14 protein-coding genes are annotated in these 11,728 nt (G+C 69.0%); 5 read left to right on the top strand and 9 right to left on the bottom strand.

The window, feature by feature from the left end; translation table 11 throughout:
* Positions 1-63: 63 nt before the first annotated feature.
* The 4 genes from F3I16_RS01235 (at position 64) to F3I16_RS01220 (ending at position 2,171) form a co-directional block, all read left to right on the top strand.
* Complete coding sequence (locus tag F3I16_RS01235; protein ID WP_160077749.1) at positions 64-231, top strand: rubredoxin; 168 nt, start codon at positions 64-66, stop codon at positions 229-231.
* A gap of 329 nt (positions 232-560) precedes the next feature.
* On the top strand, positions 561-833 hold the full coding sequence (locus F3I16_RS01230; RefSeq protein WP_160077751.1) for an HU family DNA-binding protein: 273 nt from the start codon (positions 561-563) through the stop codon (positions 831-833).
* Positions 834-969: 136 nt separating this feature from the next.
* Positions 970-1,365, top strand: a complete 396-nt coding sequence (locus F3I16_RS01225) for a helicase (protein ID WP_160077753.1) — start codon at positions 970-972, stop codon at positions 1,363-1,365.
* Positions 1,366-1,439: 74 nt separating this feature from the next.
* Positions 1,440-2,171 (top strand): hypothetical protein, encoded by a 732-nt coding sequence (locus F3I16_RS01220; protein ID WP_160491969.1) that lies wholly within the window; start codon positions 1,440-1,442, stop codon positions 2,169-2,171.
* Between the two features lie 82 nt (positions 2,172-2,253).
* Here F3I16_RS01220 and F3I16_RS01215 read toward each other — a convergent pair whose 3' ends face one another.
* The 6 genes from F3I16_RS01215 to exbB form a co-directional block, all read right to left on the bottom strand.
* Positions 2,254-3,663: an aminoacyl-tRNA deacylase and HDOD domain-containing protein gene (locus F3I16_RS01215; protein ID WP_160491968.1), complete on the bottom strand. Its 1,410-nt coding sequence runs from the start codon at positions 3,661-3,663 to the stop codon at positions 2,254-2,256.
* 103 nt (positions 3,664-3,766) lie between these two features.
* Positions 3,767-5,842, bottom strand: a complete 2,076-nt coding sequence (gene recG, locus F3I16_RS01210) for an ATP-dependent DNA helicase RecG (RefSeq protein ID WP_160491967.1) — start codon at positions 5,840-5,842, stop codon at positions 3,767-3,769.
* A complete protein-coding gene (locus tag F3I16_RS01205; protein ID WP_160491966.1) occupies positions 5,839-6,768 on the bottom strand; it encodes a hydrogen peroxide-inducible genes activator in 930 nt (309 codons plus the stop codon). The genes recG and F3I16_RS01205 overlap by 4 nt, the downstream gene beginning before the upstream one ends.
* A 138-nt stretch (positions 6,769-6,906) precedes the next feature.
* The gene (locus F3I16_RS01200) at positions 6,907-7,635 is read right to left on the bottom strand and encodes an energy transducer TonB (RefSeq protein WP_160491965.1); all 729 of its coding nucleotides are present in this window, start codon (positions 7,633-7,635) and stop codon (positions 6,907-6,909) included.
* Positions 7,632-8,057: a TonB system transport protein ExbD gene (gene exbD, locus F3I16_RS01195; protein WP_160491964.1), complete on the bottom strand. Its 426-nt coding sequence runs from the start codon at positions 8,055-8,057 to the stop codon at positions 7,632-7,634. The genes F3I16_RS01200 and exbD overlap by 4 nt, the downstream gene beginning before the upstream one ends.
* Before the next feature lie 3 nt (positions 8,058-8,060).
* Positions 8,061-9,176, bottom strand: a complete 1,116-nt coding sequence (gene exbB, locus F3I16_RS01190; RefSeq protein ID WP_160491963.1) for a tonB-system energizer ExbB — start codon at positions 9,174-9,176, stop codon at positions 8,061-8,063.
* A gap of 188 nt (positions 9,177-9,364) precedes the next feature.
* On the opposite strand from exbB, the gene F3I16_RS01185 reads away from it, so the two are divergent.
* Positions 9,365-10,243 carry an NAD-dependent epimerase/dehydratase family protein gene (locus F3I16_RS01185; protein WP_160491962.1) on the top strand — a complete coding sequence of 293 codons (879 nt, stop codon included), beginning with the start codon at positions 9,365-9,367 and terminating at the stop codon, positions 10,241-10,243.
* Here the strand turns inward: F3I16_RS01185 and F3I16_RS01180 are convergent.
* Genes F3I16_RS01180 through F3I16_RS01170 form a run of 3 tightly spaced genes read right to left on the bottom strand, consistent with a single transcriptional unit; the run spans position 10,219 to position 11,705 of the window.
* Entirely contained in the window at positions 10,219-10,527 is a 309-nt protein-coding gene (locus F3I16_RS01180; RefSeq protein ID WP_160491961.1) for a type IV secretion protein Rhs, read from the bottom strand. The genes F3I16_RS01185 and F3I16_RS01180 overlap by 25 nt on opposite strands.
* Positions 10,528-10,567: 40 nt before the next feature.
* Positions 10,568-11,299, bottom strand: a complete 732-nt coding sequence (locus tag F3I16_RS01175; protein ID WP_160491960.1) for a hypothetical protein — start codon at positions 11,297-11,299, stop codon at positions 10,568-10,570.
* 25 nt (positions 11,300-11,324) lie between these two features.
* Positions 11,325-11,705: a RidA family protein gene (locus F3I16_RS01170; protein ID WP_160491959.1), complete on the bottom strand. Its 381-nt coding sequence runs from the start codon at positions 11,703-11,705 to the stop codon at positions 11,325-11,327.
* Positions 11,706-11,728: the final 23 nt, after the last annotated feature.

Here is an 11,728-nt window from a genome sequence, read left to right as displayed (position 1 = left end):
TGATTTTTTGACCAGGCAGCGCCCGCAGAGGCGCCCGGTCCGGCCGATGACGAGGTGGATGGAATGAAGAAGTGGCAATGTGTGGTCTGCGGCCTGATCTATGACGAGAGCCTGGGCTGGCCGGACGACGACATCGCTCCCGGTACGCGCTGGGAAGATGTCCCGGCCGACTGGCTGTGCCCGGATTGTGGCGTGGGCAAGGGCGACTTCGAGATGATCGAAATCGGCTGATCGGCCGCGCCTGCTGCACCCTGAACGGCGGCCCTGGGGCCGCCGTTTGCGTAGGTGCGAGGTGCCCGCCGCCGACCGTTGGTCTGGCGAGCTGGTACGGGCGTGCCGGGCGGCGCCGGGAAATCCGGGCTTCTGGCGTAAATGCCGTTCGTTATGTCGTGAATGCCTTGCTATTGGTGGCCTAAAACGCCGGGCACTACTGGCGCAGTGCCGGATGGCGTGCCATTCTCCCCCCGGTCTGCCGCAGCGCAGAGCTGTTGCGGCGCCTTGGGCGCTGTTCCGGACGGACAGCACGGACACAAAAACAACAAACCGTCAAAGAGGCATCTATGCGTAAACCCGAACTCGCCGCGGCCATTGCCGAAAAGGCTGACCTGACCAAAGACCAGGCCAATCGTGTACTCAACGCCGTTCTCGAAGAAATCACCGGCGCGCTGAACCGCAAGGACAGCGTGACTCTGGTTGGTTTCGGCACCTTCCTGCAGCGCCATCGTGGTGCCCGCACCGGGAAAAACCCGCAAACCGGCCAGCCGGTGAAGATCAAGGCCAGCAATACCGTGGCTTTCAAGCCGGGTAAGTCGCTGAAGGACGCCGTCAACTAAGGCGCCCTGATCCGGGGTCGCCAGGCCCCGGATTGCTTCATCCTCTGTGATCTCGTGCTCTGTCCAAGAAGATGTAGTCCTTCCCGCAACCCGCTACAATGCGCCGCCGATTTCCCCGACTTCGAGGCTGTGCGCCATGAAATTCCGCTTTCTCCTCTGGATGCTGGGCCGCCTGATGGCCAAGGCCAGCCGTACCAATCCTGACTTCCAGCAACAGCTGGCGGGCAAGGACATGGTGTTCCAGCTGCATACCCTGGATGGCAAGGTCTCGCGCCAGTACATCATCAAGGACCAGCGCATCACCAGCCGTGCCGGCAAGGCCGGCGAGCCGGCGTTCGCCATCGGCTTCAAGGATGCACCGTACGGCTTCGCCACCATGAATGCGAAGAACAAGCAGCTGGCCTTCATGCAGGGCATCCAAAACAAGGACATCCAGATCCAGGGCAACCCGGCGCTGGTGATCTGGTTCCAGGGCCTGTTCAAGTACATCATGCCGAAGAAAAACAAGACCGCCGTCAAGAAAGCGGCCTGAGGCCCGACCCGGACGCTGGCCTGTGCCGTGGGCATTGGCTAGGCTGGGCCCCTTTTCCGCAAGCCGTGGTCATCATGCGTCTGCTGACATCCCTCTCCCTGCTCCTGCTCCTGGCGACCCCGCTGCAGGCCGCGCCGGTCGAACCCACGCTCAAGCGCGTGCTCGAACTGGCCGGCGTGCAGCTGCTCTGCGAGCAGACGCCGGCGCTGTTGCAGCGCGGCCTGCCCGCCGCCCAGCAGAAGCAGGTGGCCAAGGCCTTCGGCGCCGAGGCACTGTGTGCCGACCTGGCCAAGCGCCTGGCCGGCACGCTGCCCCAGGCCCAGCTGGAGGCGGCGCTGCAGCTGCTCGACAGCCCGCTGGCCAGGGAGTTCAGCGAGGCCGAGCGCACCCTGGGAGCCGACGGCGGCCTGGCCGCCTACCGTGCCCAGCTCGGCGAGCGCCCGCCGCGGGCCGAGCGCCTGCAGCTGGTGCAGCGCCTGGACCAGGCGGCGCACACCACCGAGCTGGCCACCCTGCTGCGTTATGAGGTGGGCAAGACCCAGGCGCTGCTGGCCTTGCGCAGCCGCGGCGAGAATCTCTCGGAGCAGGCCCTGGGCGAGCAGACGGCCGCCCAGGTCGCCCCGCTGCGCGCTTCCAGCGCCAGTGGCGTGGAGGCCTTCATGCTCTACGCCTACCGCCAGTCGCCCAGCGCCCAGCTGGCCGAATACGCCGCACTGTATGAGCAGGACGCAGTGCGCGCCCTGCTCGACGCCAGTGTCCGCGAGCTGCCCAAGGTGTTCGCCGCACGGCGCGCGCTGCTGAAATAGCCGGTGCAGACAGTCAAAAGGGGCCGCGAGGCCCCTTTTTCGTTACCCATCCCCGGAAAATCCGGGGGGTGATCGCCGCCGCTCAGTGCGGGTGATGAAACTGCGCCGCCAGTTCGCGCAGCGCCACTTCCGCCTGCAGCACCTTGTTCAGCGCGTCCTCGGCCTTGTCGCGACTGATGCCCAGGCGCTCGAACAGCTCATCCGGGATCTCGCCCTGCGGGCCGCTACCGATGCCGCGGCTGCGCAGCAGGCTGACGGCCAGGCAGACCAGGTTCGGATAGGCGCTGTGCGGGCCGTCGTAATCCGGGTCGTGCTGGAAGCGCAGGGCGCTGGCCAGCTCCTCGGGCATGTCCCAGAAGCGCATCAGCCAGGCGCCGATCTGCTCGCGAGTGATACCCAGCAGGTGCTGCTCGATATAGCTCGGCGGCAGGTGCGGGTTGACCTCCAGGTGCCGGCAGATCAGCGAGAAGTGCGGCGGGAAGACATGGGCCAGGACCAGGTAGCCGAAGTTGTGCAGCAGCCCGGCGAGGTAGGTCAGGCCGGCTTCCGGGCGCTGCGCGCGGGGCATGGCGCGGGTCAGGCCCTCGATCACCGCGGCGCTGTAGATCGCCTGCTGCCAGTAGGGAGTGGCCTGCTGCGGCTGGTCCTTGGGCAGGGACAGGGTCTTGCCCAGGGCCAGGCCGAGGGCCAGGTTGATCACCAGGTCGAAGCCCAGCACGCGGACGATGGCGTCTTCCACCGAGCGGATCTTGCCGGGTGCGGCGTAGTAGGGCGAGGCCGCCCAGCTGACCACCTGGGCGGCCAGCGCCGGGTCGGTCTCGACCACGCCGGTGATGTCGTCCACCGTGGCATCCGGGTCGACGCGCAGCTTGATGATCTTCTGCGCGGTTTCTGGCAGCGGTGGAATCTCGATGGTTTCTTCCAGGCGCTGCTGGATGCGCCGGGCAGTGAAGGCCTGCACCGCCTGGGTGATTTCCGCGCGGTCGTCGTCCGGGCGGTCGAGGTTGGGCCTGATCGCCAGCACCGGCTCGCCGAAGCGCGCGGCGCTGGCCTTGCTCAGCAGCACGCTCTTGTAGGCGTCGCTGGCGATTTCCAGCAGCACGCCGGGTTCGCCGGATTCCACCAGCAGGCTGCTTTCCTGCAGCAGGCGCTCGTCGTACAGGCACGGCGAGCTGGTCAGCGGCGGCAGGCCCGGCAGGGCGCCGAGGCTGTGCTTGGCCAGCATGCGTTCCAGGCGCTCCGGCTTGACCGCCGCCAGCTTGCGCCCGGTCAGCTCGGTCAGGCGGTTGAGATCGAGCAACTGACTCTGCGGGAACAGCACCAGCAGGGCACCGACCGCATCGTCGAGCAGCACCGCCTGCACCCGCCGGGCGGCCGGCAGGTCGGCATGCTCGTGGCATACCGTGCAGGCCACGCCGAGCTTGTCCAGCAGCTGGAGGATCACCGCCGGCGGACGCGGCGCAGGGTCGGGGGCGAGGGCAACTTCGGTCATGGGCAACATCCGGCAGGGGAACTACTGGCTGGGAGTATAACCAGCCGCTTGCGCGCGCGTGGTTGCCGCCGGACAGGTGACCAGCGGTGCGCTGTCGATTGGCTCACACTTGGCCATACTGCTGGCCATGCCGCAGCCAGCGCTCGAGCAGCGGGCTGACGTGCTGCGGCCAGTGTTGCAGCAGGCTCTGCGCGGCGTCGCGCACGGCCGGCAGCAGGTCGGCGTCGCGCATCAGGTCGGCCACCTTGAACTGCAGCAGGCCGGTCTGGCGGGTGCCGAGCATCTCGCCGGGGCCGCGCAGTTCCAGGTCCTTCTCGGCGATCACGAAGCCGTCGCAGGTCTCGCGCATGATCCCCAGGCGCGCGCGGCCCAGCTGCGACAGCGGGGCGTGATAGAGCAGCACGCAATGGCTGGCCGCGCTGCCGCGGCCGACCCGGCCGCGCAGCTGGTGCAGCTGGGCTAACCCCAACCTTTCCGGGTTCTCGATAATCATCAGGCTGGCGTTGGGCACGTCGACGCCGACCTCGATCACCGTGGTGGCGACCAGCAGCTGCAGCTCGCCGCGCTTGAATTCATCCATCACCGCGGCCTTCTCGGCCGGCTTCATGCGCCCGTGGATCAGGCCCACACGCAGCTCGCCCAGCGCCGCCGAGAGTTCCTCGAAGCTGGTCTCGGCGGCCTGGCAGGTGAGCTCCTCGGATTCCTCGATCAGGGTGCACACCCAGTAGGCCTGGCGCCCTTCGCGGCAGGCGATGCGCACCCGCTCGACCACTTCGATGCGGCGGCTGTCGGCGATCACCAGGGTGTTCACCGGGGTGCGTCCCGGCGGCAGCTCGTCGAGGATCGAGGTGTCGAGGTCGGCGTAGGCGCTCATCGCCAGGGTCCGCGGGATCGGCGTGGCGGTCATGATCAGCTGGTGCGGGCACAGGCGGCCATTAATGCCTTTCTGCCGCAGGGCCAGGCGCTGCTGCACGCCGAAGCGGTGCTGCTCGTCGATGATCGCCAGAGCCAGACGCTGGAACTGCACTTCGTCCTGGAACAGCGCATGGGTGCCGACCACCATCGGTGCGCCCGCGGCGATCTGTTCCAGGGCGGCGGCGCGGGCCTTGCCCTTGAGCTTGCCGGCCAGCCAGGCGACTTCGATGCCCAGCGGCGCCAGCCAGCGTGAGAAGTTGAGGAAATGCTGCTCGGCGAGGATCTCGGTGGGCGCCATCAGCGCCACCTGGTAGCCGGCTTCCAGGGCCTGCAGGGCGGCCAGGGCGGCGACCACGGTCTTGCCGGCGCCGACATCGCCCTGTACCAGGCGCAGCATGGGCTCGTCCTGGGACAGGTCGTAGGCGATCTCCGCGCCGACCCGCTGCTGCGCGCCGGTGGGGGCGAAGCCGAGGTTCTGCAGGAACAGCTGCGGCAGGCGCTTGGCCAGCGGCAGGCGCGGCGCCTGCTGGGCGCGGACCTGCTCGCGCAGGCGCTGCAGGGACAGCTGGTGGGTCAGCAGTTCCTCGAAGGCCAGGCGGTGCTGGGCCCAGTGGCGGCCTTCGGCCAGCTCTTCCAGGTCGGCATCCGGCGGCGGCCGGTGCAGGTAGCGGATCGCCTCGTCCAGCGGGCCGAGGCGGTAGTCGCGGGCCAGTTCGGCCGGCAGCCAGTCGGGCAGGCTGTGCGGGGCGAGGCGGGCCAGGGCCAGCTGGCTGAGGCTGCGCAGGCGCTGCTGGGTGAGGCCTTCGGTGGTCGGGTAGATCGGTGTCAGGGTCTGCTCGACCGGCGCCACCTCATCGGCGCCGAGGGCGCGGTATTCCGGGTGGTAGATCTCCAGGCCGGAGGCGCCGGGGCGTGCCTCGCCGTAGCAGCGCACGTGGGTGCCGCGCTTGAGGCCGTCCTTCTGCGCCTGGCTGAAGTGGTAGAAGCGCAAGGATAGGGTGCCGCTGCCGTCCTGCAGGCGCACCAAGAGGCTGCGGCGCTTGCCCATGACGATATCGGCACCGGCCACCACGCCTTCGATCACCGCATCCTGGCCGGGGCGCAGGGCGCCGATCGGCACCACGCGGGTGCGGTCCTGGTAGCGCAGGGGCAGGTGGAACAGCACATCCTGCAGGGTTTCCAGGCCGACCCTGGCGAGTTTTTCCGCCAGCGCCGCGCCCACTCCCTTGAGCGCGGTGACCGGTACCCGGGCCAGTTCGGTCATGCCGGCAGGGTTTGACCTTGCGGACGCGCGGCCACCGAGCACAGGCGGATCGAGTCGGCGAGCAGCTCGATGGCCTTGGGCCGCGGGAAGCTGGCGCGCCAGGCGATGGCCACTGTGCGGAAGGGCACCGGCGGAGTCAGCGGGCGCACCTCGATCACGCCGGGGGCGTAGTGGTGGCTGTCCACCGCGGAGAACGGCAGGATCGAGATGCCCAGGCCCGAGGCGACCATGTGGCGGATGGTTTCCAGCGAGCTGGACTCGATGGTGGTGTGCTTGTTTTCTTCGGTCTTGCGCGTGGCCGGGCAGGCTTCCAGCACCTGGTCGCGGAAGCAGTGGCCCTCGCCGAGCAGCAGCAGGCTCTTGTCGTTGAGCAGGCTGGCGTCGATGTGTTCCTTGGCGGTCCAGGGGTGGCCGGCCGGCATCAGCACGTAGAACGGCTCGTCGTACAGTGCCTTGGTCAGCACGTCGGCCTCAACGAATGGCAGGGCGATGATGATCGCGTCCAGCTCACCGGTGCGCAGCTTGTCGCGCAGCACGTGGGTGAAGTTTTCCTCGATGTACAGCGGCATGTCCGGGGCGACCCGGTGCAGCTGCGGAATCAGGTGGGGGAACAGGTAGGGGCCGACCGTGTAGATGGCGCCGATCTTCAGCGGCGCGGTCAGCTGGTTCTTGCCGGCCTGGGCCAGCTCGCGGATGCCCTGGGCCTGCTCCAGCACCTTCTGCGCCTGGGTGACGATGCCTTCGCCGACCGGAGTCAGGCGCACCGCGCTCTTGCTGCGCTCGAAGATCAGCACGCCGAGCTCGTCCTCGAGCTTCTTCACCCCCACCGAGAGGGTCGGCTGGCTGACATGGCAACGCTCGGCGGCCCGGCCGAAATGCTGTTCCTGGGCGAGGGTGACGATGTAGCGCAGTTCGGTGAGGGTCATAGTCTGAATCCATTGAGATGCGCTCAAGCATAGCGGCTGTCTTCAATGGAACCAACTGCTCTAAATGTCTAGATTTGCCCGCCCCTCGGGTGCGCACCAGCGGCCCGCCGCAGGGTGCGCATGGCGGGTCCTGCGGGCTTAGCGGCGATCCAGGGAATAGACGAAGGGCGCGACTATCTCGAGCTGGCCGTTCTGCAGCATCTCGGCCGGCGGTGGCGGCAGCGGCTGGGCGCGGCGGATCATCTCCAGGGTGGCGCGGTCCAGCGAGGCGCTGCCGGAGCGGCCGGCGAGAGAGTAGGAGAGCACCTTGCCGCGGCCGTCGACCACGAAGCGCAGGCGGTTGACGCCCTCGAAGCCGCGCCGGCGGGCGTCGTCCGGGTAGCGCTTGTAGCGGCTCAGATGGCTGAGCAGCTTGCTCTGCCAGCTGATCTCGGCCTTGCTCGGCGCGCTGACCGCGGCCTGCTGCGGGGCGGCCGGCTTGGCATCGGCGGCGGCCACCGGCGCCGGCGGGGTGTCCTGCGGCGGGTTGTCCGCCGGCTTGACCTGCGGCTTGGGCTCGACCGGCTTGGGCGGGCGTGGCTTGGGCTGGGATTTCGGCGGGGCGACGGCCAGCTTCGGCTTCGGCGCCTCGACCAGCTTGGGCTGCGGCTCGGGTTCCTGCGGCTGGAGCTGCGGCGGTGGCGGCGGGGCCGGCTTGGGCGCGGCGGCCAGCGGCTCCAGCTCGATCAGCATGGCGGCCGGCGGCACTTGCAGTGGCATGGCCTGCGGGCGCCAGTACAGGGCCCAGAGGAACAGACCGAGGTGCAGGGCGAGCACGAGGATCAGGCTGACGCCCCACAGCGGCAGCTTGCGCAGGCTGCTGCTCATTGGCCGCCGACCGTTTCCAGGCCGACCAGGCCGATCTTCAGGTAGCCGGCGCCGCGCAGGTTGTCCATCACGGCCATCAGCTCGGCGTAGTCCACGCCCTTGTCGCCACGGACGAAGATGGTCTTGTCCTTGTCGGCGCCGGTCAGCTGGTCCAGGGCGCTGCCGAGCTGGGCCGCTGCGACCTGCTGGTTGTCGAGGAATAGGCTGCTGTCTGCCTTGATGCTCAGGTAGATCGGCTTGTCCGGGCGCGGCGCCGGTTTGGCCGTGGAGGCCGGCAGGTCGACCTTGACGTCGACGGTGGCCAGCGGCGCGGCGACCATGAAGATGATCAGCAGCACCAGCATCACGTCGATAAAGGGCGTGACGTTGATCTCATGGCTTTCCTGGAGATCGTCGCCACCTTCGTTCAGATGCAGGCCCATGGCTCAGACCGCCTTGACCATGTGCGGTTGCGCGCTGCGCTCGGACACGGCCGGCAGGTCGAGGTCGCGGCTGACCAGCAGCAGCACCTGGGCCGAGGCATCGGCGACCTGCGCCTTGTAGCTGGCGATGGAGCGGGCGAAGACGTTGTAGATGATCACCGCGGGAATTGCCGCGACCAGGCCCAGGGCGGTGGCCAGCAGGGCTTCGGCGATGCCCGGGGCGACCACGGCGAGGTTGGTGGTCTGCGATTTGGCGATGCCGATGAAGCTGTTCATGATGCCCCACACGGTGCCGAACAGGCCGACGAAGGGCGCGGTGGAGCCGATGGTGGCGAGCACGCCGGTGCCCTTGCTCATCTCGCGGCCGCAGGCGGCGACCAGGCGCTCCAGGCGGAAGCTGACCCGCTCCTTGATGCCGTCCTTTTCCTTGCTGCCGGCGGAGAGCTTCAGCTCCTCGCGGGCGTCGTCGATCAGCAGGGCGCTGAAGCTGTGCTTGGCGCGGGCCTGCTCGGCGGCCTGGTTGAGGTTGCGCGCACTCTTCAGATCGAGCAGTTCGCGCTGCAGGCGGCGGCGGGCGCTGACCAGCTCGAGGCTCTTGGCGATCCAGATGGTCCAGGTCAGCACCGAGGCCAGCATCAGGCCGATCATCACCGCCTTCACCACCACGTCGGCGTTCTGGTACATGCCCCAGGGCGACAGGTCGTGGACGCCTTCCTCGGCGGCGGCCGGCTGCTGGCCCAGGGCGTCCAGCGCCTGCAGGGCGGCGACCAGCTGCTGCGCGTCGGCCTCGGCGATGCCCTGGTCCTGCATGAATTGCTGCTGCACCGCGCCGATCTGCTCGGCGCTGGCCTGCTCGCCGAGGGCGGCGAGCTTCTCGCGCAGGGCGTTCAGCCTGGGGTCTGCGCTGGCGGCCGGGACCGCGGCGGTGAGGTCGGGCTGACCGGTGCCGGCGGTGGGTGCCGGAGCGCTCTGCTGCACGGCCGGCGCCGGCGCGGCGGGCACTTCTTCGGCGTAGCCGACAACCGGCAGCAGCAGGCCGAACAGGGCCAGGGCGAGCCGGCGCAGCTGCACTTGCGCGGTGGCGGCGATGGAGTGGGCGGGTTGGCTGAATGGGTTCATGCTGGCCGGACCTGAAGAAGAAAAAGAGCGTTGGCGGCCACCGGCGCAGGGGCGCGGTGGAGCAAAAGTGCCGGCATTATTGCAAGTAATTCTTGTTAACAAAAGAGTAATTCGCATTTACATCTCCCGGCGCTTGGCCGCCGGAGCCCCTGGCGCTAGGCTGGGCGCCCTGTTTCGTGGAGTTGAGCATGCCTGCCTCCCCCTCTCTGCTGATCGCCGGTTGCGGCGATGTCGGTGGCCGCCTGGCCCAACGGCTTATTGTGGCCGACTGGACGGTTTACGGTTTGCGGCGCGATGTCGCACGCCTGCCGGCCGCCGTGCTGCCGGTGCCCGGCGACCTGCAGGCCGACAGCCCGCCGGCGGCCTGGCCGCAGGGGCCGCTGGACTACCTGGTGTACTGCGCGACGCCGGCCCAGCACGACGAGGCAGGGTATCGCGCCGCCTATGTCGATGGCCTGCGCCATGTGCTGGCCTGGCTGGCCGCGGCGGGCCAGTGCCCGCGGCGCCTGCTGTTCGTCTCCAGCAGCGGCGTGTACGGCCAGCAGGGCGGCGAATGGATCGACGAGGATTCCCCGGCCGAGGCGCCCGGCTACTCCGCCCGGATCATGCGCGAGGCCGAACAGCTGGCGCTGCACAGCGGGCTGCCGGCGACCGCGGTGCGCCTGACCGGCATCTACGGCCCGGGGCGCACCTGGCTGCTCAACCAGGTGCGCCAGGGCTATCGCGCGGCCAGCGAGCCGCCGCTGTACGGCAATCGCATCCATGCCGACGATGCCGCCGGGTTGCTGGCCTTCCTGCTGCAGGCCGACGCCCGGGGCGTGGCGCTGGCCGACTGCTATATCGGCGTGGACGACGAGCCGGCGCCGCTGCACGAAGTGGTCGGCTGGTTGCGCGAGCAGCTGGGCGTCAGCCACTGGGCCGAGGAGTCCGCGGTGCGCCGCTCCGGCAGCAAGCGCTGCAGCAATGCGCGGGCGCGGGCGCTCGGCTGGGCGCCGCACTACCCGAGCTATCGCGAGGGCTACGCGGCGCTGCTGGCCGCCGATCAGTCGTCGCTGCGGCCGCTGTAGCGACCGCTGTCGTCGTAGCGCCGGCCATCGTCGTCTTCGCGGCCCTGGTAGCGCCCGGCGCTGTCATAGATCCGTCCGTTGCGGTCCTGGCGCCCGTTGTAGCGGCCGCTGGCGTCATAGCGCCGGCCGTCTTCGTCGGTGCGTCCGCTGTAGCGGCCGCTGCTGTCATAGGCGCGCCCGTCGTCATCGGTGCGCCCCAGGTAGCGCCCGCTGCTGTCGTAGTGGCGTTGTTCGGCCTGGGCGCTCAGGCTGAGGAGCAGGCAGCACAGCAAAATCAGGCGCATGGGGGAAACTCCACAGGGAAAACCGTTGGAGTGCGGCGGATCAGTCGCGTTCCAGCAGCCAGGCCTGGCGTCCGGGATGCAGCTCGGGCACTTCGTCCAGCTGGGCGCGGTTGAGGGCCTCGAGGATGCGCAGCTGTTCGCCGTCGCGCTGGAAGATCCACGAGCGGCCCTGTTGGCCGAGTTGCAGCCACAGGCTGTCGTGCTCGCCGCTCATCGAGGCGCAGTCGCCGGCCAGGCACAGGGCATAGCGTTCGGCGCCCGGCAGGCCCTCGATGCGGCCGTCGGCGTGGAACAGCACCAGGCCTCCCTGGCCGAGGCCTTCGCGGATCTTCCAGGTGCCGCCCAGGTAGGCGTCGTACAGCGCCGCCTCGAAGCTGCTGCCCGGCGGCGCGTCGGCCGCGGCGGGCTGCCGCGGCTTGCTGAAGCGTTGCTCGGGGCCGTTGCTGTTGGCCTGCTGGACCAGCTCGTCGTCGTGCAGGCTGAGCTGCTCGTGGATGTCGCCGTGGTAGTCGACCCGCCACTGGCCGGACTGCTGCGCCGTCAGCCGGCCTTCAGCCAGTTCGAAGCCGTTGCTGTAGGTGGCCAGGCCGCGCTGGCTGTCGATCTGCCATTCCAGGTTCGGTCCGTAGGCCAGCAGTGCCTCGCGCAGCGGCCCGCCTTCGCGGGCCGCCTCGATCAGCGGCTGGTTGATCCAGATGCCGTCCGGGCTGCCGGGGCCGGCACAGCCGCTGAGCAGGCCGCAGCACAGGGCGAAGGCGAGCAGTCGACGCATGGCGGGAGGCCTCCGGCCGGATGGATCAGTCGAGGACCAGGATGCCGTCCATTTCCACCAGGGCGCCGCGCGGCAGGGCCGCCACGCCGATGGCGGCGCGCGCCGGGTAGGGCTGCTCGAAGTAGCGGCCCATGACTTCGTTGACCTTGGCGAAGTGGCTGAGGTCGGTGAGGAAGATGTTCAGCTTGACCAGGTCCTTGAAGCTGCCGCCGGCGGCTTCGATCACGGCCTTGAGGTTCTCGAACACCTGCACGGTCTGTTCCTCGAAGCCCTGCACCAGTTCCATGGTTGCCGGGTCCAGCGGGATCTGGCCCGACAGGTACACGGTGTTGCCGGCCTTGATCGCCTGGGAGTAGGTGCCGATGGCGGCCGGGGCCTTGTCGCTGCTGATGACGCTCTTGCTCATGGTGAGTTCCTTGTTATTGAGGG

It is taken from the genome of Pseudomonas sp. L-22-4S-12, from assembly GCF_009799935.1.
In the GTDB taxonomy this organism is placed as follows: domain Bacteria; phylum Pseudomonadota; class Gammaproteobacteria; order Pseudomonadales; family Pseudomonadaceae; genus Aquipseudomonas.
The sequence above is the reverse complement of the archived record's forward strand: the minus strand, read 5'-3'. Positions and strand labels throughout refer to the sequence as shown.

Coding starts and splice junctions, on each gene's coding strand:
- F3I16_RS01235 (WP_160077749.1), top strand. CDS start 64: ATGAAGAAGTGGCAATGTGTGGTCTGCGGCCTGATCTATGACGAGAGC.
- F3I16_RS01230 (WP_160077751.1), top strand. CDS start 561: ATGCGTAAACCCGAACTCGCCGCGGCCATTGCCGAAAAGGCTGACCTG.
- F3I16_RS01225 (WP_160077753.1), top strand. CDS start 970: ATGAAATTCCGCTTTCTCCTCTGGATGCTGGGCCGCCTGATGGCCAAG.
- F3I16_RS01220 (WP_160491969.1), top strand. CDS start 1,440: ATGCGTCTGCTGACATCCCTCTCCCTGCTCCTGCTCCTGGCGACCCCG.
- F3I16_RS01215 (WP_160491968.1), bottom strand. CDS start 3,663: ATGACCGAAGTTGCCCTCGCCCCCGACCCTGCGCCGCGTCCGCCGGCG.
- recG (WP_160491967.1), bottom strand. CDS start 5,842: ATGACCGAACTGGCCCGGGTACCGGTCACCGCGCTCAAGGGAGTGGGC.
- F3I16_RS01205 (WP_160491966.1), bottom strand. CDS start 6,768: ATGACCCTCACCGAACTGCGCTACATCGTCACCCTCGCCCAGGAACAG.
- F3I16_RS01200 (WP_160491965.1), bottom strand. CDS start 7,635: ATGAGCAGCAGCCTGCGCAAGCTGCCGCTGTGGGGCGTCAGCCTGATC.
- exbD (WP_160491964.1), bottom strand. CDS start 8,057: ATGGGCCTGCATCTGAACGAAGGTGGCGACGATCTCCAGGAAAGCCAT.
- exbB (WP_160491963.1), bottom strand. CDS start 9,176: ATGAACCCATTCAGCCAACCCGCCCACTCCATCGCCGCCACCGCGCAA.
- F3I16_RS01185 (WP_160491962.1), top strand. CDS start 9,365: ATGCCTGCCTCCCCCTCTCTGCTGATCGCCGGTTGCGGCGATGTCGGT.
- F3I16_RS01180 (WP_160491961.1), bottom strand. CDS start 10,527: ATGCGCCTGATTTTGCTGTGCTGCCTGCTCCTCAGCCTGAGCGCCCAG.
- F3I16_RS01175 (WP_160491960.1), bottom strand. CDS start 11,299: ATGCGTCGACTGCTCGCCTTCGCCCTGTGCTGCGGCCTGCTCAGCGGC.
- F3I16_RS01170 (WP_160491959.1), bottom strand. CDS start 11,705: ATGAGCAAGAGCGTCATCAGCAGCGACAAGGCCCCGGCCGCCATCGGC.